This window comes from Caloranaerobacter longqiensis (assembly GCF_050286925.1).
In the GTDB taxonomy this organism is placed as follows: domain Bacteria; phylum Bacillota; class Clostridia; order Tissierellales; family Thermohalobacteraceae; genus Caloranaerobacter.
Map to the genome: position 1 here is coordinate 128,896 of NZ_JBFWFX010000001.1, position 21,375 is coordinate 150,270.

General features: G+C 28.9%; 17 protein-coding genes. 14 read left to right on the top strand and 3 right to left on the bottom strand.

Translation table 11 applies throughout. From position 1 onward, the window contains the following. Position 1 precedes the first annotated feature (1 nt). Genes kamC through kamE form a run of 3 tightly spaced genes read left to right on the top strand, consistent with a single transcriptional unit; the run spans position 2 to position 3,970 of the window. Positions 2 to 1,636 carry a lysine 5,6-aminomutase reactivase ATPase KamC gene (kamC, locus tag AB4Y15_RS00730; protein WP_427337830.1) on the top strand — a complete coding sequence of 545 codons (1,635 nt, stop codon included), beginning with the start codon at positions 2 to 4 and terminating at the stop codon, positions 1,634 to 1,636. Between the two features lie 22 nt (positions 1,637 to 1,658). Then, complete coding sequence (gene kamD, locus AB4Y15_RS00735; RefSeq protein WP_427337832.1) at positions 1,659 to 3,215, top strand: lysine 5,6-aminomutase subunit alpha; 1,557 nt, start codon at positions 1,659 to 1,661, stop codon at positions 3,213 to 3,215. After that, on the top strand, positions 3,215 to 3,970 hold the full coding sequence (gene kamE, locus AB4Y15_RS00740; protein WP_427337833.1) for a lysine 5,6-aminomutase subunit beta: 756 nt from the start codon (positions 3,215 to 3,217) through the stop codon (positions 3,968 to 3,970). Before kamD ends, kamE begins: the two co-directional genes overlap by 1 nt. Positions 3,971 to 4,042: 72 nt before the next feature. On the opposite strand, the gene AB4Y15_RS00745 is transcribed toward kamE, so the two are convergent. Beyond that, positions 4,043 to 4,924 (bottom strand): hypothetical protein, encoded by an 882-nt coding sequence (locus AB4Y15_RS00745; protein ID WP_427337834.1) that lies wholly within the window; start codon positions 4,922 to 4,924, stop codon positions 4,043 to 4,045. A gap of 1,057 nt (positions 4,925 to 5,981) precedes the next feature. Here AB4Y15_RS00745 and AB4Y15_RS00750 point away from each other — a divergent pair. The 9 genes from AB4Y15_RS00750 (at position 5,982) to AB4Y15_RS00790 (ending at position 12,153) form a co-directional block, all read left to right on the top strand. Continuing rightward, entirely contained in the window at positions 5,982 to 6,665 is a 684-nt protein-coding gene (locus AB4Y15_RS00750; RefSeq protein ID WP_427337835.1) for a hypothetical protein, read from the top strand. 304 nt (positions 6,666 to 6,969) lie between these two features. Then, positions 6,970 to 7,623, top strand: a complete 654-nt coding sequence (locus tag AB4Y15_RS00755; RefSeq protein ID WP_427337836.1) for a hypothetical protein — start codon at positions 6,970 to 6,972, stop codon at positions 7,621 to 7,623. A gap of 27 nt (positions 7,624 to 7,650) precedes the next feature. Continuing rightward, positions 7,651 to 8,313, top strand: coding sequence for a hypothetical protein (locus AB4Y15_RS00760; protein ID WP_427337837.1), 663 nt, complete (start codon positions 7,651 to 7,653; stop codon positions 8,311 to 8,313). A gap of 130 nt (positions 8,314 to 8,443) precedes the next feature. Next, complete coding sequence (locus AB4Y15_RS00765; protein ID WP_427337838.1) at positions 8,444 to 9,634, top strand: hypothetical protein; 1,191 nt, start codon at positions 8,444 to 8,446, stop codon at positions 9,632 to 9,634. Positions 9,635 to 9,721: 87 nt separating this feature from the next. Beyond that, entirely contained in the window at positions 9,722 to 10,117 is a 396-nt protein-coding gene (locus tag AB4Y15_RS00770; protein WP_427337839.1) for a hypothetical protein, read from the top strand. An 82-nt stretch (positions 10,118 to 10,199) separates the two neighbouring features. After that, positions 10,200 to 10,433 carry a helix-turn-helix domain-containing protein gene (locus tag AB4Y15_RS00775; protein WP_427337840.1) on the top strand — a complete coding sequence of 78 codons (234 nt, stop codon included), beginning with the start codon at positions 10,200 to 10,202 and terminating at the stop codon, positions 10,431 to 10,433. 205 nt (positions 10,434 to 10,638) lie between these two features. Beyond that, positions 10,639 to 11,076 carry a type VII toxin-antitoxin system MntA family adenylyltransferase antitoxin gene (gene mntA, locus AB4Y15_RS00780; RefSeq protein ID WP_427337841.1) on the top strand — a complete coding sequence of 146 codons (438 nt, stop codon included), beginning with the start codon at positions 10,639 to 10,641 and terminating at the stop codon, positions 11,074 to 11,076. 80 nt (positions 11,077 to 11,156) lie between these two features. Next, positions 11,157 to 11,558: a type VII toxin-antitoxin system HepT family RNase toxin gene (gene hepT / locus AB4Y15_RS00785; RefSeq protein ID WP_427337842.1), complete on the top strand. Its 402-nt coding sequence runs from the start codon at positions 11,157 to 11,159 to the stop codon at positions 11,556 to 11,558. Between the two features lie 172 nt (positions 11,559 to 11,730). Further along, positions 11,731 to 12,153, top strand: a complete 423-nt coding sequence (locus AB4Y15_RS00790) for a hypothetical protein (protein ID WP_427337843.1) — start codon at positions 11,731 to 11,733, stop codon at positions 12,151 to 12,153. 129 nt (positions 12,154 to 12,282) lie between these two features. Here AB4Y15_RS00790 and AB4Y15_RS00795 read toward each other — a convergent pair whose 3' ends face one another. Then, complete coding sequence (locus tag AB4Y15_RS00795; protein ID WP_427337844.1) at positions 12,283 to 12,603, bottom strand: peptidoglycan-binding domain-containing protein; 321 nt, start codon at positions 12,601 to 12,603, stop codon at positions 12,283 to 12,285. 659 nt (positions 12,604 to 13,262) lie between these two features. Here AB4Y15_RS00795 and AB4Y15_RS00800 point away from each other — a divergent pair. Next, a complete protein-coding gene (locus AB4Y15_RS00800) occupies positions 13,263 to 13,904 on the top strand; it encodes an MBL fold metallo-hydrolase (protein WP_427337845.1) in 642 nt (213 codons plus the stop codon). Between the two features lie 135 nt (positions 13,905 to 14,039). On the opposite strand, the gene AB4Y15_RS00805 is transcribed toward AB4Y15_RS00800, so the two are convergent. After that, positions 14,040 to 14,651, bottom strand: a complete 612-nt coding sequence (locus tag AB4Y15_RS00805) for a hypothetical protein (protein WP_427337846.1) — start codon at positions 14,649 to 14,651, stop codon at positions 14,040 to 14,042. A gap of 466 nt (positions 14,652 to 15,117) precedes the next feature. On the opposite strand from AB4Y15_RS00805, the gene AB4Y15_RS00810 reads away from it, so the two are divergent. Continuing rightward, the gene (locus AB4Y15_RS00810) at positions 15,118 to 21,366 is read left to right on the top strand and encodes an IPT/TIG domain-containing protein (RefSeq protein ID WP_427337848.1); all 6,249 of its coding nucleotides are present in this window, start codon (positions 15,118 to 15,120) and stop codon (positions 21,364 to 21,366) included. Positions 21,367 to 21,375: the final 9 nt, after the last annotated feature.

The following is a 21,375-nucleotide window of genomic DNA, read 5'->3' on the forward strand; positions in this document are numbered from 1 at the left end:
AATGAGTTTTTTATTGGATGATGCAACAAAAAAGGTAATAGGTTTTAATTATGTAGTAGACAAAATAAAAGTAATAACTCCATTTGGTTATCAATTAAAAGAAAAATTAAAGCCATATATGCCTGGAGAAGAGGATATATTAAAAGGCGAGTTAGATAAAGTAGAAACTTTAATAAATTTAATTAAAAATAATGACAAAGAATTTGTTCGTATCAAGATACTCCTTGAACATTTTAAAGATTTGAGTAATTCAGTTAAAAATGCAGTTAAAGGAAATACTTTAACATTAATAGAATTGTTCGAGATAAAAAATTTCGTCTTTCTTTTAAGGCGGCTCTATGAAGAAACTTCAAAGCTTGATTGGGACATACCTTTAGATATGAGGATTAAGAGAATTGAAGAGCTAGAGGCCCTATTAGACCCACGAAACGAAGGTATAATGACATTCTACATATATGAAGAATATTCGGACAAACTTAAAGAAATTAGAGAACATAAAAAGAAACTTAAAGAAGATATAAAGAGTGAAAAGAAAAAAATAAGAGAAAAAATAAAAAAAGACTTAAAGCTTAATGTGAATTTAAAAGGAGAAGTTATTGTATCAAAAGACGATACTGAATTAATAAAAAAAATTGGGGAATATCCTTTTCTAATCTATTCTTCAGAAACTTATATGAATATTAAATATGTAATTAAATCGACTCCAGTAATCGATAGTTTAGAGAAGGAGTTAGAAGAAGTAGAACGTATGGAAGAAGAGGAAGAATATAAAGTTAGAAAAGAATTGTCAAAGGAAATATGTAGATTTAGCAGCGATTTATTAAGTAATATGAATGCCATCGGGAAATTAGATTTAACAATTGCAAAGGCATATATGGCAATAGATATTGATGGGGTTAAACCTAAAGTAAAAAATGAATATTCAATAAACATAGTAGACGGAAGACATATTGAAGTTGAGGATTTTCTTAAAGAAAACGGAAAATCATTTACTCCAATAAGCATCAATTTGTCAGAAGGAGTTACTTGTATTACTGGTGCCAATATGGGAGGTAAGACTGTTACTCTTAAACTTATTGCATTATTGTCTGCAATGGCACAATATGGGCTATTTGTTCCGTGCAAAAGAATGGAATTAGGGCTTAACGGATTTATACATGTATCTATAGGTGATTTACAGTCTATTAATAAGGGTTTAAGTACATTTGGGGGAGAGATAAGTAAACTTAAATATGCATTAAGTAAAAAAGATGACAGAGGACTCATTTTATTAGATGAACTTGCAAGGGGAACAAATCCAGAAGAAGGATATGCAATATCTAAGGCGATAGTAAAATTTTTAAAAGATAGTAAAAGCATAACAGTAATAACTACACATTATGACAACATAGCGAATTCAGATGATATAGTTCATTTCCAAGTAATAGGCCTTGCTAATGTTAATTATGATGAATTAAGAGAAAGACTTTTAAGCGATAAAATAGATGGGATTGAAGTCATAAGTCAGTATATGGATTATAGATTAAAAAGGGTAACTAATAAGAGCCAAGTTCCTAGAGATGCAATAAATATAGCAAGATTAATGGGGCTTGATGAAGAGATACTTAAAGAAGCAGAAGAAATATTAAAAAATTAAAAGTGTAAAGGGGGTATTGTTTATGAAAAGCAAGTTAAATCTTGATCCGAATGTAATAAATAGTGCTAGAGAAGCTGCAAGGGGTATAGCCGAAGATGTTCAGGAATTTATTGATAGACATACTACAGTTTCAATAGAAAGAACTGTTGCCAGATTATTAGGTATAGACGGAGTAGATGAAATAGAAAAACCACTTCCAAATGTTGTAGTAGATAACATTGTTGAAGGAGGAGGTCTTCCTTTAGGAGCGGCTTATTGGATAGGTAATGCTATAGTCCAAACAGGAGATGATCCTCAGACTATAGCTGAAAAGGTAAGTAGAGGAGAATTAGACTTAACTAGATTACCTATTGCAAGTATAGATAAGATTGAGGAAGCTGTATATCCGATAGCAGTTGAAGTAGTAGAGAGAATAAAGAAAAATAGAGAGAAAAGAGAAGAATATATAAAAAGGTTAGGAGAAGGCAGAAAGCCATATCTCTATGTAATAGTTGCTACAGGGAATATATATGAAGATGTTATTCAAGCACAAGCAGCCGCTAAACAAGGAGCAGATATAATAGCAGTAATTCGTTCGACAGCTCAGAGTTTACTTGATTATGTTCCATATGGACCGACAACTGAAGGTTTTGGTGGGACTTATGCTACTCAAGAAAACTTTAGAATTATGAGAAAAGCTCTTGATGAAGTAGGAGAAGAAGTAGGAAGATACATCAGGTTGTGTAATTACTGTTCAGGACTTTGTATGCCAGAAATTGCAGCAATGGGAGCACTTGAAAGACTAGATGTTATGTTAAATGATGCATTATATGGTATTCTTTTCAGAGATATCAATATGCAGAGAACTCTGATAGACCAGTATTTCTCAAGAATTATCAATGGATACGCTGGCATTATAATAAATACGGGAGAAGATAACTACTTAACTACAGCTGATGCTGTAGAAGAAGCTCATACCGTATTAGCATCTCAATTTATAAATGAGCAGTTTGCACTAAAAGCAGGTATACCAGAGGAACAAATGGGACTTGGACACGCATTTGAAATGAATCCAGCCATTGAAAATGGATTTTTATGGGAGTTAGCGCAGGCTCAAATGGCTAGAGAAATATTCCCTAAGGCACCACTTAAATATATGCCACCTACAAAATTCATGACAGGTAATATTTTTAAAGGGCATATACAAGATGCAATGTTTAACTTAGTATCAATAATGACACATCAGGGAATACAATTACTCGGAATGTTAACTGAAGCTATTCATACACCACATTTACATGACAGAATGCTTTCTATTGAAAATGCTAGATATATTTTTAATAATGCTAGAAATTTGGGAGATGAGATAGAATTTAAAGAGGGCGGAATAATTCAGACTAGAGCACAGGAAGTATTGAAAAAGGCAGAAGAATTACTTAAAGAAATTCGAAGAGAAGGATTATTCTCAACTATAGAAAAAGGTAAATTTGGTGGAGTAAAAAGATCAAGAACAGGTGGAAAGGGACTAGAAGGGGTTGCTACTAAAGCAGAAAATTACTACAATCCATTCATCGAGTTGATGCTTGGAGGTGATAGATAATGGCTATGGAAAAAGTAGATTTAACGAGGGTAAAGCCGTATGGAGATACATTAAACGATGGAATGATGCAACTTAGTTTTACTCTACCTGTGCCTTATGGGGATGAAGCGGACGAAGCTGCGAGAAGATTAGTGAAGAAAATGGGCTTGGAAGACCCAAATGTAGTTTATTCTTGCGATTTAGGGGTAGGGTATACTTATTTTATTGTTTATGGTAAATGTCAACATACTGTGGATTATACAAAGATAGAAGTACCTAAAGTTGATGTAGAGGTAATGGATAAATATGAGGTAGAAGCATATATAAAAGAAAATATCAAGAGAAATGTGGTAGTTGTGGGAGCTTGTACTGGAACAGATGCTCATACTGTAGGAATTGATGCAATAATGAATATGAAGGGATATAACGGTAACTATGGCCTTGAAAGGTATGAGGGTATAGAAGCATATAACTTAGGAAGTCAAGTTCCTAATGAAGAATTAGTTGCAAAGGCTATAGAACTAAATGCAGATGCTATATTAGTATCTCAAGTAGTAACTCAAAAGAACGTTCATATTCCTAACCTTACACAGTTAGTTGAATTATTAGAGGCTGAAGGCATAAGGGATAGAGTTGTATTGATTTGTGGTGGACCGAGAATTTCTCATGAGTTGGCAAAAGAGCTCGGATATGATGCGGGATTTGGGCCAGGTACTTATGCTTATCACGTAGCTTCATTTATCGTAACTGAAATGGTAAGAAGAGGTTTAGTATAATAGCGAAAGCGTGTTAAAGATTAATATCTTTAACACGCTTTTTTTCGCAGGTTACTTACAAACTATTTCTCTTTAATTATTTATATTGTTATTTATGTATTTAATATTTTTTATTTCTTCTAAGAAAATAGGTAATACTCTTTCTTTATTTTTCAAAAAATATGACAACCGTACAATAGCACTGTTTTTGTTATCAACGTAAAACAAGAAATAATCATTTCTTTTACCATATTCATTAGTTTTGCTTCCTAAATACTCGTTATAGTGTTGTAATTCTTTTTCTTTTTTTACTTGTAAAGGTGGAGGGTAATCTTCAACAAATTTTTCAGCTAATAATTTAACTTTCTTAAAATCGTTACTAGTTTCAGTTTCTATTTCAAACGGTATTAAGTTTATAGTTTCTGTATTATCATTTAATTGAAATTCAGTACCATCTTCAAATTCAACTACTTTAATTAAATCTGATATATACATTCCAAAGTTAGTAAATCTAATCTTTACAAACTTTACTGTCTTTTCTTCATCGTGGATGATAATATTTTTCTTTTCATTGCCATCATATTCCTTGCAATTTGGAAATAGATTTATACGATTTTTTACTTCTTTTGTCTCTAATGTGTTAAATATATTTTCAATGTAATTTAAATCTAATTCCATATTATGTATTTTGTATATTGCTGAATTTACTGTTTCTTCGTAGCTTGTAATATTTTTTTCTTTATTTATAATCTTTTTATAAATATAATTTATAACTATTATATATTTTTTATTCAAAACTTCGATTTTTAATTTAGAATATGTTTCTTTATCTGTAAAATTTATTTCGTATATTTCTCGCAAAGGTACTGTATCTGGAATGTCAGTTGGCTTCACTTCTTCTATTTGTAGTTGTTTAAAGTATTCTAAGAAATCATTTACAATTTTTTCATTATCTTTACTGTATTTTATGTTCACTTTGTCTCCTATCTTTTTTTCTATATTTACTTTATCAAATTGTAGATTTGTATAACATGATATTATAACATCATTAAAAGAACCTTTGGTTTTTTTTGTATCTGATAAATGATTGTTAGTACAACTTGTAAGTAAGTATAATACTATAGGGAATATAGCTAAATATACAATTATTTTTTTTTTTTTGTATTCATTAATTTTCCTCCCAAACTTGATATGAAATTATTTACATTCATACAATCATTATATCCTATATATTGTTTGTTTTCCATATTTTAAGTATAAATATACTTAACGAATGAAATATAAAATAAGGATTATTATAAAATAATTTAAATATGTATTTAAGTTTCCCAAAAATTAAATAGCAAAATAGTTCAGATTCTGTAAATTAAAGGTTTCAAAGAGGATTAGTTGTTGTAATTCTTTGTATTTACACTTTGGAATAAGGTTATTAATACCAGTAGTACTTTTTTGTAAAATATCATATATTCCATCAGCTATTTGATAATAAACAAACTTTAAATTTAAAATATTCTTCCATTCTCCATCTTAATAAATATACTTTAGTTATTGTTACTACTATTTGTTTATCATCTGATTTCATATTTGTATTTTTACTTTTAAAAGAAAGTTTGTATTTACTTTTAAAATTAGAGAGTCAGAAAGGTAAAATTAACAGGTTAGAGGTTAATGAAAACAAAATAAACTAAGAATAAATATAACCCAAAAAGAAGGAATATTATTAAATTTATATAAATATTATGATAAATATAAAATGAATATTCTTAAGAAAAATATCTTACTATTGATTGAAAAATTGGCGATTATCAATCTATATCGCCAATTTTCAAAAGGTGGAAGATATATTGTTAATAAGAATATTAGGGTAATTATACATGTTTAGGATCATTATTCAGCCACTAAAGATTTAAATTGTCTGATTAAGAAATTGAAAAAGTATGCATTTGACATGAAAAGACTAAAAGATTTATATTGATTTTTAAGAATAGGAAGAATTCTATCTTAAAGTATAAAATGGAGGAATATTAAAATAATGAAAATATCAAAAAATATAATTTTAACTATTAGCGTTAGTTTAATAATTATTATTTTTATAATAATGTTGCTTTTAATGAAAAATAATATATTTGATGATGTTCAAAATAATAATGGAAAAGATTATATTATTATCAAATCTAATGGGGAAACCCTTTTATTTAACAGAAAGGATGTTAATGAATTAGATAAATATTTAGAAGGTAGTTTCGATCCAGCAACTGAGATTAATAGAATGAGATTTACTTATTTAAAAAAAATTAATGGTACTCAATATTACTTAATTCATTACGGAGGAGGTGTAAAATTACAGAACAATCTCTTAGTAAAAAAAGATTGTTCTGATAAAGTTACTTCTAAATTAATTTCAGAAGTTAGTTTCTACCAGAATTTTAAAACATCTCCTAATAAGCAATATATAGCTTTTCTTTTTGGTCGAAATGAAGGAACTGTGGTATTAAGGAACAATTTAGTAATTGTAGATTCTACAACTTTAGAAGAAATAAAAATAGATAAAGTGATTAAACCATTTAAATATGCAATATTAGAATATAGATGGATAGATAATGAAGTTTTAGAAGTGATTATACCAGATATTGAAAGTTGGGATTTTAATACTTTAGAAGAATGGTTTAGGTCTAGTCAAAGACAAACTCGTAAAATTAAATTAAAAATATATTAAAAATAATCTTAAATACAATAACTCCAACTTAAAGACTTTAAGTTGGAGTTATTGTATTTGTGCCGGGCATGCGTAACAACTAGGGATAGATAGGGAAGGACTGAACATTAGGGAGAAATATAGACTTCAACCGGTTAGGAGAGTGGAAATTCCGAAAATAGTAAGGATTATTATAGAATAATTTAAATATATAACATTGATTTACAAAATCAATATGATAAAATATAAGCAATGGTAATATTTTACTTAAAAGTAATAGAATAAAAGTAAGTTATTTCAAAAATTGATTGAAGGAAGGAAGAATATGATGAAAAGAAATATTATAGTTTTAGCAGTAACACTTATTTTATTAACAACAGTTGTATTTATTAGTAATCATAAAGAAAATGGAACTTTTGAAAGGCCAGTATCGAATAGATACGACAATGAAAAATCAGTAAGTGATATAAGTAATGAATTTAAAATTAATAATGTTTCTATATTTGATACTACTTACGAACAATTAATAGAAATTATGGGAGAGCCTATAAATGCAACTTGTATCCAAGATGAGATCGTAATAGTTAACTATGGTTATTTTAGTATTTTATCTTATGAAGGTGTAGAGTTTGTCATGAATTCAGATGATGGTTTTAATCTAGCTAATGGTATTGTTACAGAAATAGATATTGTTAATACTAACGTTTCTACAACAAGGGGAATTACTATAAACGATACTAAAGAAAAAGTTAAGAATACGTATTCAATAGGAGAGTTTTATCCTTTAGGAAATAACAATGAATATCCTATACATCTAAGTTGTATAAAAGGTTTTAGGAGAGGAAAAAGTGAAATAAAAATAGACGAATACGATGAATATTGTTATATACAAAGTAAAGATAGGCCGATAGCACTTATTTTTTTATTTAAAGATAATGTTGTCAAGAGAATAATGTTAAGACATCTAACCGCTGGTTAGTAGGAATAGATAAGAGGGGGAAATATAATGAAAATATTAAAGACAATTATAATTTTATTCATTATTTTTACGCTTGTTGTAGGCTGTAATGATAAAGAAAATATTTTGAAAGAAAGAGACTTAATTGATAAAAATATTGATAATGATGTTGAAAATGTTTCAGAAATAAATGACAATACTATAAATCGTCCAGAGACAAAAGAAATTACTTGGGTTACAGAAGGGGAGCAAAATACAGAAGTTTTTCAATTAGTTAATATATCAACTTTGCCTTTTACAACTTACGTTCCTAAAAAAGATTGTACTATAACTTCAACCGAAGACAAACTGGTTATTAATTGGAATAATATTGGATATATAGAGGTTACATTTCTACCTAAGGGGACAACTGAACAGAAAGCTATAGATTATATACAAGAAATAGTAAAAAGATATCCTCAAAGTGAGAAAGTTATAAAAAAATCTCCAATGATTAATGTTTTCTATGAGATGAGAGACTTACCAAAAGACAGTAATGTTCTAAAAGTTGCTTATACTTTATTGGGAAATTATAATGATAGATATTTTATTATATATTGGCATATAGACGATATGGGAAATGGAGAACCATTTGGAGGGCTTTCATATCAGATTTTCAAAGAATGGCGTTGGAAAGATACAAATAAGCCTCTAAACTATCTATTTGAGTAAAATTTTTGATTAAATAAACTAACATTAAACTTAAAATTATCTACAATGAGAAAATGAATACAATAAAATATAAACATTAAAAAATAGTCAATTGGGGGGATTTAAAATTAATAAATTAAAAATCTTAATATTGTTTATAACTTCTATTATGCTTATAGTAACAGGCTGCAAAAGTGATATTAATAGTGTAAACCTTAAAAATAAGAACATAGAAGATAAGTTTAACGATATGAAAGTTGATAAGGCTTTAAGATTTAAAGAATTAATTAGGGGGAAACCTATATCAATATTCTACTCTGTAAATGTTATAAATGATTATGTTACATATAAAGACTTAAAAGGAGATTTAAACATCTATAATATTAAAAGAAATATAAATTATAATCTAAATAAATATATAAGTAATATGGATAGCACTTTTAATATTTTTTACATAGATGATGAGCATATTTATATTTCAAAGATGATTGATGATTTTTCAACTCTGCAAATAACTAAACAAGGTATATATTCTAATAACAAGAAAGAATATAAAATTGACTTAAAAGGTGGCGAATGTATTCAAGTTGAATACTATAATGGATACATCTATTGTTTTATATCGGGATATGATAATAACCGAGCAGTCATATTAAAAATAAAAGAGGGTAGGATTCAAGATATTATTTTATTGAATGAAGATTATTCAATATCTGAATCTCCAATGCCATTAATAATATGGAATAATAAATTATATGTAAAATTAGATGCTAAAACAGTATATGAACTTGTCGATAATAAACTGATATATGAGGATAGTTTAAGATTTTATGATGATATTTGTTATAAGGTAGAAGACAATAATATAACTATTTTTGACAAAGACAGAAATATTATAAAAGAAATTAAATTACCTGTAGATGGGGGCGATACAGTTTCTGAAATATTTTTAATCGATAAAAATGAGAATTTAACAGCATTAGGAGATTTAGAGTCTATATATATTTTTACTCAAAATGATAATTATGAAGTTCTTAATCTTGAAACAGTACATATGAACATAGGGAAATTTATAGGTGATAATTTTTTTATGTATGCAAAAGGTAAAACTTTGAATTTGTTTGATTTAACTACAAAAGAAAATCGTGAGATATTCCATTTAGAAGAACCAATAAGTTATTTAGACGTATTTGATATAGATGAAAATACATTTAATGTTTTAATTATAGGAGGTGGAGTAGGGGGAGGGGGATTATATATATACCAATTAAAAAAAGCTAAAAAAGACCTTATAGGGTTTCTCTTTTCTTTTAATTTGATTTCTATACAAATATTACCATAAATGTCGGGGGGAATCTTTTGAGATGAACTTAAATAATTATAGTCTTTTTAATAATTGTAGAGTTTTACAATATATACGTTCAGAGGTATGGTGAGGGGGGATAAAAAGTTAGAAGATGAATTTAATGATTATTTATTTAGAACTTATCTAGTTAGCTATATAAAAAAGTCGATAAAATATATATCATATAAAATTAAGGCAAAAAGAAAATCATTAAATGAGAAAGAAAAAATGACTTTAAATGTTACTGATGAAGAATTCCAAGAAGAACGGATATATACAATTAAAGATAATAGTATAGATTATGTAGAGATGATAACTAAACCTGGTAAAACAATTGATTTTAACAGTATAGTAAATGATAAAAGGATATTGAATGCTATAGATAGATTAACAGATAAGCAAAAAGAAATTTTATATAAATGTATAATATTAGATTTAGACGAGGAGATAGTTACGAGGAACTTGAAGATTAGCATATAATCGGTTAACAAAACTAAAAATGCAACTATTAGGAATATAAGAAAGCTAATGATTTCTATAACCTTGTAGGAGGTGTATAGATGTGGACAATAATATAGATAAAAGGCTATTTCAATCAGCTAAAGAAGGAGATGAAGAGGCTTTAGAACAGTTATTGATATTATTTGATCCAATTATATATAAAAGTAGTTTTATAGATAATAAATTTGATGAAGATTGTTATCAGGAGCTTAGAATTAAATTAATAGATTGCATAAAAAATTTCGAATTTAATGGGATAAAAAGCATTTATACTTACTTAAATATTGAAGAATAATTTCTCATTCTAATGAATCTATAAAACAGCATGTTTATTAAGTAGATATGCTGACAGAAGATAGGATAAATTTTCTTATCTTCTGTCGATTCGGTTCATTTCCATTAAGAAGAGCTAATAAGTTATTTTTAATAAAAATTCTTGTACACATAACTTCTTTAATATAAAATTAGATACAACTTATTTACAGGGTGGTTGAGTTATTATGAACATATTAGAGGAAATTAAAAAAGTTTTATTCAGTAAGGGAAATATAGTATTTGCATATGTATTTGGTTCTTATGCTAGAAATACTATGACTGAAAATAGCGATATAGACATTGCAATATATTTAAAAGATAAAGAGATTAGTATAGATGATTATTTATCTTTAAAGGTAGAATTAGAAGATAAAATTAAAAAAGAAATAGATCTTGTAATATTAAATGAAGCACAACCTTTAGTAAAGCATGAAGTGTTTATAGAAGGAATAAGGTTGTTCTCTAGAGATGAGACATTAGAAAGTAATTTCAAAGTTCATACAGTTTTTGAATATGAAGATACTAAAAAACTTAGAGAAAAATTTTATAATAGTATGATAGAGAATTTAAGAAAAGAGGTTAAAGATAATGGTCAAAAGGGATGTAATAAAAGAAAGACTTAATCAGTTAATAACTTCATTAGAAGAAATAAAGAGATATCAAAACTGAAGGGTTTTTAGAGGATGATATAGCACAGGATGTGGTGGAATATAATTTTTTTATTGCTATTAATATGATAATAGATATGGCCATGCATATAGTAACAGATGAAAGATTAGGTTATGCTAAAACATTTGGTGAAGCTTTTGAGATATTGCATAAAAAAGGCTATATATCTAGAGAAGAATTAGATACTTATAGGAGTATGATGGGGCTTAGAAACATTTTATTACATGAATATATAAAAATTAATAAGAAACTTGTTTATGATGTGATGCAAAATAGATTAGATGATTTTGTTATATTTTTTCTTCAAGGATTATATAACTCTATAATTGGACGTAATATTATGATATTTCTAAAAGCAATTTTAGCAGTCGTTATCCTATGTTTGCTATGTAGGATATTACTTATCTTTATTGCTAAGATCAATGGTATAAAATAACATATATTTTGTTATAGAATTAACAAATACTAAATTATTCAAGGGCTCAAATCGCTTTCTATGCAGTATAAGAAATTGAACTTAACTTAATGAACCGGAGACAAAAGAAATTACTTGAGTTACAGAAGGAGAGCAAAATACAGAAGTTTTTCAATTAGTTAACATACCAACTTTGCCTTTTACAACTTACGTTCCCAAAAAAGATTGTACTATAACTTCAACCGAAGACAAACTGGTTATTAATTGGAATAATATTGGATATATAGAGGTTACATTTCTACCTGAGGGGACAACTGAACAGAAAGCTATAGATTATATACAAGAAATAGTTGAAAGATATCCTCAAAGTGAGAAAGTTATAAAAAAATCTCCATTGATTAATGTTTTCTATGAGATGAGAGACTTACCAAAAGACAGTAATGTTCTAAAAGTTGCTTATACTTTATTGGGAAATTATAATGATAGATATTTTATTATATATTGGCATATAGATGATATGGGAAATGGAGAACCATTTGGAGGGCTTTCATATCAGATTTTCAAAGAATGGCGTTGGAAAGATACAAATAAGCCTCTAAACTATCCATTTGAATAAAATTTTTGATTAAATAAACTAACGAAAATTAAATTTAAAATTATTTATAATTAATAAAGCATATGATTTTCTATGAATTATAAAAAGCATTAGGTTATTATTGATAGAACCTAATGCTTTTTATTTTAATTAAGGATTTATAGTTGCAGAAGTCTTACCTTTACCTTTTATTAATTTTGTTAGTTTTGTCCATGTATTACAACCGACTTTTCCATCGATAGTTAAATTGTAATCTTTTTGGAGATTCTTAACTGCAGTTTCTGTACCTGGACCAAATTTTCCATCTAAACCTCCATCTGTATATCCTAGAGTATTAAGTGCATCTTGTAATACAAATACACATGTGTTTTTAGAACCTTTAGATAACATTATATATCCTATATTACAAGCAGAAGGTCTTAATCTCTTATCAATATGCACCCAATTTGGAGCAAGAGATTGTGGTTCCACATACTCAAATACTCCTAAAGAACTTGCTAGTTTACGTAAATCTTCTCTTTCTTTTGGTGAAAGGTTCTGCCCGCAATCTATAGCTAATCCTGCATAATGTTGAGATTGATAACTGTGACCACCTTCCCATATTCTTTTAAAAGCATAAGGAACATATATACTTTTTCGCTACTTACTCCTAAGAGTATTCCATGCTTCCATAAATCTCTTATGTGTCCAAAGAACAGAAGATTTTGAACTACCTCTAAATTCCTTTACTTTTAAGGTGTCGTTTACTACATAAGGCATAGTATCATTTAGTGATAAATTGTATTCTTCGAACTCTTAATATAATTTTTTAATCTTTTTAATAAGACTTTTCTCTGTTGGCCAACAGTTTCGTCTTACAGTATATAAGAACAATCTAAGTTGTGAAAATTCAAGCATAAACATAAAAACAAAAAAATTTTTAATTAATAAGAGAATTTTTGAATGGAAATAAAAATAAAAGTTTATATTATCTAAGAGTAGTGCTAAATGGTAGTAAATATCTTAAAAAGTTATAAGAAGTATAGCATTGATTTGCAAAATCAATATGATAAAATATAAATAGTGGTAATATTTTACTTAAAAGAGATAGAATAAAAATAAGCTAATTTTTTGAAATAAGGAGGGGTTGTATGAAAGTCAAATATTTAGGGCATGCATGTTTTAAAATCACTACAAATAAAGGGATAAGGATAATGACAGATCCGTTCGATGAAACTGTAGGCTATGAAATACCAAGAGATGAAGTTGATATAGTAACTACGAGCCATGACCATTTTGACCATAACTACATCAAAGGACCTACTGGGGATTTTGAAGTAGTAAATAAGGTAGGGAATTTTTATGTAAAAGATGTGCCAATTACAGGGGTTGCTACTTATCATGACAAACAACAGGGGAGCGAAAGAGGAAGTAATGTTGTATACATATTTACGATTGGGGACTTAAGAGTATGTCATCTAGGAGATTTAGGACATATACCAGACAGTAAACAGATAGAAGCTATTGGCAAAGTAGATGTATTAATGATTCCAGTTGGAGGAGTATATACGATAGATGCAGATGAAGCAAAAGAAGTTGTAGACCTTATAAATCCTAAAATAGTCATTCCTATGCATTATAAGACAGAAGATTTAAAATTTGAATTGGGAAGTTTAGATAAATTTACAAAGTATTTTGATAATGTGGAAAAGGTAAATTCTCAAGAAATAGAAATTAATAAAGATGTTATTTCTAATGCAGAAAAGAAAGTTATTGTGCTAAGATATAAATAGGGCAATGGGCACACAATTTGTGTGAAAACTCGAAATTTATTATTCAAATGTATATATAATTTTATAAATTATGAGTAGATAGATTTTAAATGATAAAAACGTGGCAATTTTGATTGTGCCACGTTTTTTTAAAATTTAATTTTTTAATTTTTCTATCTTTTCTTCTAATTCTTTTACTTTCATTTTGCCATTAAACATTGGAAAGGTATTCTCATCAATAATCATTTCATAATCATCACTAAAATTAGAAAATTTTTCACTTTTAACTTTTATTTCCCCTTGAATATTACTTGCAAGATAGTAAAATGGATCCCCAGTATTTTTATTTAAGAAAAAAACAACTCTTTCTCCTTCTCTAATGTCTGTTATATAATCTTTCATGAAAGTTTCTTCATTAATTATACGACCTACAACTTTACCTATTCTAATTTTGCTTCCTTTAGATAAAGCACCTTTAAGTGATTTGTCTACTTTTACATCCATTCTTACAACTATTTTTTTAACAGATATATTAGGATTAGAAGTTTCTAGCGGAATTTCTTTAGGTTTATAAATTTTTTCCACTATACCGATGACTATAGCATCACTTTTTTGTACTAACTCATCTGTAGTATTAAATGTACGTTCTAAACTATATGCTTTTGGTTTATCATTATCTATATTAAAATGTGCTATTAAAAAAACTGTACCTATTAAAACAATAGCTATTATTAAAAAAGTATTGATATTTTTTCTAAAAATTCTCATAGTATCCTCCTTCTATCTAGTTAAATTTGTTTGTTTAAATTCTTTTATTTGTCCAATCTTCAAATGTTATGAATTTATTTGTGCATGTTTTTGTCATTATTTTAGTTCATTTACTAAATACACCATACCATATTATCTTGATATTTGTTAATAATGTTTTTTTATCACAATTTATCATATTTTAGAATTATATCACTAATTATCTAAATTCTAACGGTTATGTATAGTAGATTGTACCATTAATTTTTGACAAAAACTCACTAATATTCATAAGAAACAAGAGAACGGCAGAGTGTGTGAAAACCAATCAACAAAGAAGATATAATTAATCAAAATTAAATGGTATAATAGAGTAAAAGAAGTGCTGAGCTTAATAAAATCAAAGAATTAATATTATCTTCTTAAAAAATCAAACTATTTTGCCGATATAATATAAAGATGATACTAATGATTCGGAGGTATGGGTATGAATAGATTAAAAAGGATTTCTTCTATAATTTTAGCTATAATACTTACAATTACATATGTCCCATATTTAGATATGGCAGGCTATTCAGCAGATACTTTAAGTATAGATTCTATAACTCCAGATAAAGTTTCTGCTGGAAATGGTAAAATTGTAACCATTACTGGTACAGGGTTCGGTAATGATAAGGCAGAAATTTCAATAAAGATAATATATGATGGAAAACCTACTAGTGTTGACTTAATAAGCGATAACATATTATCGATTAATGATACTGAAATTAGTATAAGAATACCTGGGTCGGATGGATACATAGGGGGAGCTTATTTATCTATAAGTAGAACTGGTTGGGGGTCAGCTTCCATACCTTTCGAATATATAAAAGATCCTAGTATAGGAAAGATTATTACAAATACAGAGATAAGGATTGAAAGAGATGCTGATGGAAATGTAATAAAAGATCCTGATGGTTCAGTAAAAAGAAGTAAAGAAACATATTTAGAGATCTATGGTTTCAACTTTAATTTACCTGGCAATAATGACAACATTGAAGATTATATTGAACTAGAAAATAAAGAAAGCACGATGGCAGCTCAAGTTATCTATCAAAGTGAAGGCTATATAAAGGCAAAGCTGCCAGAAAACTTTGTATATGGAGATAGTTATAATATAACTATAAAAAATAAATTTGGAGGTTCAGCTACTAGTGAACAGACTATTACGTTAGCAGAACATGATATTACACAACTTTCAAACTTAAAAGTTAATATAGGTAGTACATTAACTATATACGGTATAAATTTTCTTACAGATATAGATAGTATAAGTGTATATATTGGCGATGAAAATGGGGAAAAAGAAACAGTCATAGAATCAGTATATTCAGATCGCATAGATATTATAGTTCCTCAAGTAGCTACTAATCAATTTCAAAATGTAAAAGTTGTAAATGAGGTTCAAAAAACAGCAGTAACTTTATTAGATGAATTAGAAGTTTTACCATCCCCAACTCCTTTTACAGTATCTGCGATTACACCAAATGCTGGTACAAAGCAAGGTGGAACAGAAGTAAGAATAGTTGGTACAAACTTGACTCCTGATATGAAGATAATGTTCGGTGAAAATTATGCGACTAATGTTGAACTTGATACAGAAATGAGCACAGACGGTATAACAGTTTTAAAGGCAATAACTCCACCATCTGATACAATTGGAGCTGTTGATGTGAAGGTAATCAATCCTGTTGATAATGGAGAATTTATTTTAGAAAAGGGATATAGATACACAGAGGTAGAAAATTCATTAGTAGTTATAGATATAAATCCGACTGAAGGTTACGAAACAGGCGGGGATTTGGTATCTATAACAGGGCTTAACTTTCAAAGGACTAAGGAAAATGATAATGGCGATATAGTTTCTGATGAAGTTGAATTTTCATTATCTGAAGATAATAAGATATTGACATTAAAAAGTGATTTAATTACGGGATATCCTAAACCGGGAACTAACGAAGTAGTAGATGTAATTAGAGTTAGAACTGTTAAAGTATACTTCGGTGGAGAATTAGCTGAAATACAGTTAATTGAAGAAAATGGTCAACTCGTTCCGACTATAATAAATAAAGATACAGGTCAGCAGGTTTTGAGAGTTAAATCTCCACAGGTTGCACTAAAACCGAGGGTAGACACTCCTGTTGATATCTCTGTTGAAATAACGACTAAATTTATAGATGCAAATAATAACGATACAGTTATAGATCAATTTACAGAAAAAGAAGTAGCTTTAAGACAGTTTATATATAAACCTGTTCCGAGTGCACCAGAGCTTAAGTATGTATATTTGTATAAAGTAAATGGATTACCTTTGATAGATGATAATTCACAAATGGCTAAAGGTCCTGCTGGAAGTAAAATATATATATATGGTTTAGATTTTAGACCTGATGCAAAGGTGTATTTCTTTAAAGAAGATGGAAGGCCTTTAAACGAACTTCTTGTATCGAGTAATGAGGGACAAGTAGTTTCAGTTGATACTTTACAAGGAGCTTTAAATGGGAAGACAATCAATAGAATAGAAGTAATTGTACCAGACATAAAAGAATTAGGACCTGTTACGGTTTTAGTAGAAAATGCAGATGGCGGAAGGACAAAGACGATAGCTGAGTTTATAGAAGAAGGAAGTTATACTGATAAAGAATTAGAAGTCAGACAGTTTGAATATATTTCTACACCAATAATAAATGAAGTATCACCTAATTATGGTTCTACTAACTATACAGAAAACGGACAAACAGTCACAATGAATCCTTTAGTTGTTATAAATGGAGATATGTTTTTAGTAGAAGCAGAAACTGATCAAAACGGAGAAACAACTATTAAAAAACCTTATGTGTATGTTGTTCCTAGAAGCATAACAACACAAGAAATAGAAAATGCTCATTACAATAACCCAGATGCGATTCTTAAGTATAGAGGAGAAGTCTTAGAGGTAACAACAGAAAAAGACAATAAACTTATTGAATTAGATGGAGTTAAAGATAAACTAGGAAATAGAATGGTAGTTAAAATGCCTTCTGTAAATGAAGATAATGGAGGTTATAGAGATATTATAGTTATAAATCCAGATGGTGGAATTAATAGAGTGGACGATGCTTTTGAATATAGAAAGCCTGAAAGTAGGCCAGAAATCATATCTATTAAACCTGATAAAGGTAATATATCAGGTGGCGAGAGAGTAGTAATCACAGGAAAGGATTTTGACTATGATCCACAAGAGGTACTTATTATAGTAACTATAGATGGTGAACAAGCACAGATTGAAAAGATAGAAAGAAGTATATCAGGAGCAGACAATACTGTAGAAGTAACTATAATTACTCCAAGGGGAACAGAAGGTAAAAAGATTGTGCAAGTTATAAATCAAGATGGCGGTACTGCTCAAGGATATTACACATATACAAGAGTTTATACTAATCCTGTTATAAAAACGATAGCACCATCTCATGGTGGCCCATTGACAGAAGTAATTATTAAGGGAGATGATTTCGTTCTACCTAATCCAGATTCACAGGATGAAGACGAGAAGCATGGTACTAGAGTGTTCTTTAATGACTATGAAATTCAAACTAATATAGCAGATGAAAATGGTACAATAATAGAGGATGTTTATGTTATAGACAAAGAGACCATAAGAGTAGTTGTTCCTGACGGTTTACCCTTAGGTCTAAAAGATGTAACGGTAGTAAACCCAGATACAGCCAAGTTTACTGTAAAAGATGGATTTAACTATTTAAAACCTCAAAGCAATCCTACTATTACTTCGATATCTCCGAGCGAAGGTTCGAAAGATGGAGGGACTATAGTTACTATAGAAGGTACAGACTTTATGGAAGGAATTGAAGTGTATTTTGGAGAAAAGAAAGGTATCAATCCAATAGTAAATGGAGATGGAACCAAGATATTTGTTACTACACCAGATTATGAAGTGGATGAAAAGATTACCGATAGAGTTTCTGTACCAGTTACTGTTGTGAATTTTGATGGAGGCTCTGATACTGTACGCGATGGATTTACATTTAAAGTGCCAGGAAGTTTTCCAACTATAGAAAAGATAGATCCACAAGTAGGCTCAACTGCCGGTTACGATACTATAACTATTATAGGTACTGACTTCAGATATTCAGATTTAAACAGTAACGGTAAATGGGATGAAGGAGAGCCTCTGCCTAAAGTGTACTTCAATGGTATAGAGGCATTAGATGTCCAATACTCTAGCTATAAGGTGCTAATAGTTAAAACTCCACCATATTTAGAACCTAGTAAAGTAGATGTTATATTAGTTAATCCAGATGCAGGTACTTTTGTATTTAAAGATGGATTTACTTATGAACAATCTAAACCTGAAATAACTAGCATAACACCTGATACTGTTACAAAATTAGGCGGGATAGAATTGACTATTCTAGGTAAAAACTTTATCGACAGAAACAAAATAAATCCTGATAATTATTTTGGTGGAGAAAATATAGACTTAGAGGTTATCTTTGGAGATGAATACGATTATACACCTATTGTAGGAGGACATGGAATTGTAGAAGTAGGAAACCTGCAGGTTGAATATGACAATAGAGATGTAGAAGCTGAAAACAATGTATTTGTAAGATTAGATAATGAGGAAAAAATATCTTTCAATCTTAAAGAAGGACAGACTAGAATAATAACTCTTCCAACTGGTTTAGATGAAACAAAATTAGAAGGTATAAAGATAGAACTTAAAGATAACAAGTTGATGGTTACAAGAAGGTTGTCGCCAAGAGTAGAATATATAGATGAGAATACATTAGTTGTTGTAACTCCTCCACAAGATACAATAGGAGAAAAGAAAGTAAAAGTTGTGAATATAGATGGGGGTACAGGAGAGGGAGTAATAGAAATAAAAAATCCTAGCAGTCAGCCGGTAATAACTGATATAGAGCCTAAAAGGCCTATTTATAAAGCTGATTCTGAAGAGGTAGATTATTATGTTGTTGAATCTACAATAGATGGAGGATTAACGTTCACTATTGAGGGAAGTGATTTTAGAAAAGGCGTAAGAGTAATGATAGGCAGTGAAGAGGCAGAAATAATAAGCAGAAGCAATGAAGATGACAAAATAGTGGTAAGGTCACCTGAAGGAAGGGAAATAGATATAAATAAGCCACTGCGTATCATAGTTATTAATGAAGATGGTGGAATTGCTGATTCATCACTTAAAGAAGGACTGCCAATATACTATGTATATAGAATAAAAGAAAGCAATCCAGTAATAGACGGAATTACCCCAAACAGAGGAAGTGCAGCTGGTGGCGATAGGATTACTATTACGGGTAATGACTTTAGAATAGAGAATATTACAGTAAGGATTGGAGCGAAAGAAGCAACTGTAGTACTAGAAGAGTCTTCATACAAAGAACTAGTTGTAATAACACCTTCAAGTGACATTTTAGGTCCTGTAGATGTATTTGTTAGAAATGAGTCAGCTTTAGGGGAGGTTGTTTTAAAAAATGGGTTTACTTATTATTCGAATCCGACTATAACAGATATAATACCTGATGAAGTACATTTCACAGGAGGACAAAAGGTTACAATTAAGGGTACTATGTTTATGGAAGGTATAAAAGTATATATTGATGGAGAAGAAGTTAAGGATGTAACGTATATAGATGAAAATACAATAGAAATAGTAACTCCAGAAGGGGAATTAGGGTATAAGGATGTTAAGATAGAAAATACTGATGGGGGTTCTTTTGTAGCAATTCAAGGTTTAAACTATATTTTACCTATACCTTCAGAACCTACAGGATTTTCTGCATATCCTGGACATGAACGTTCTATAGTTTTAAAATGGAGTGAAACTGAAGGGGCAGAAAGGTATAAAATATTTGGTAGGAAAAAGGGAGAAGATGAGTATAAGTTTATAGCAGAAACTTCTGAGCTTGAGTATTATATTAAAGATTTAGAGGAAGATACTAAATACTATTTTAAACTATGGGCTGTAAATAAATACGGAGAGTCAAAGGGGTATGCATATGCATATGCTACTACATTAGATTCAAATGAAGATGAAGGAGACAGCAAATACGAGGACGAATCTGTAACTACTGAAAGTACGATAAAGAATTCGGCAGGCAATATTTCTGTAATATTACCAGAAAAATATGCAATAAGTCAGTATACAGTAAGACTAACTGATAAAGATTTTAAACAGATAGAATTAACTATACCATTGAAAGTAGTGATGGATAACTATGGAAGTCTGATTTTAAGATCTAATGAAGTATATTTAAACATACCATTTTATAGTTTAAGAACAGGTTTAATAAATAAATGGCCAAGAACCCCAGATGACGATTCTAATGTTAAAGTTATAGTAACTCGAATGCCTAAAGCAGAAAAACACATGATATCTAAAAAACTCAAAAGAGGTGAAAAACTTTTAACAGACGAATTTAAAATACAATTTATACTTCAGGAAGGAAAAGATATCATACCATTTGAAATGTATAGTTATGTAAATATTGCACTTATTGTTAATAAAGAAAATCTAGATAAAGAAAGAATGTATTTAGGAATAGTTGATATTGAAAAAAATGAGATCGATAAATATGAATCTTCAATTTATCAAGTATTTGACTACACTCGTATGAAATGGGTTTATTTTGTTGAGGGGAAAATAAATAAAGAAGGTAAATTTGTAGTAGGGTACAGATAATAGGGAACA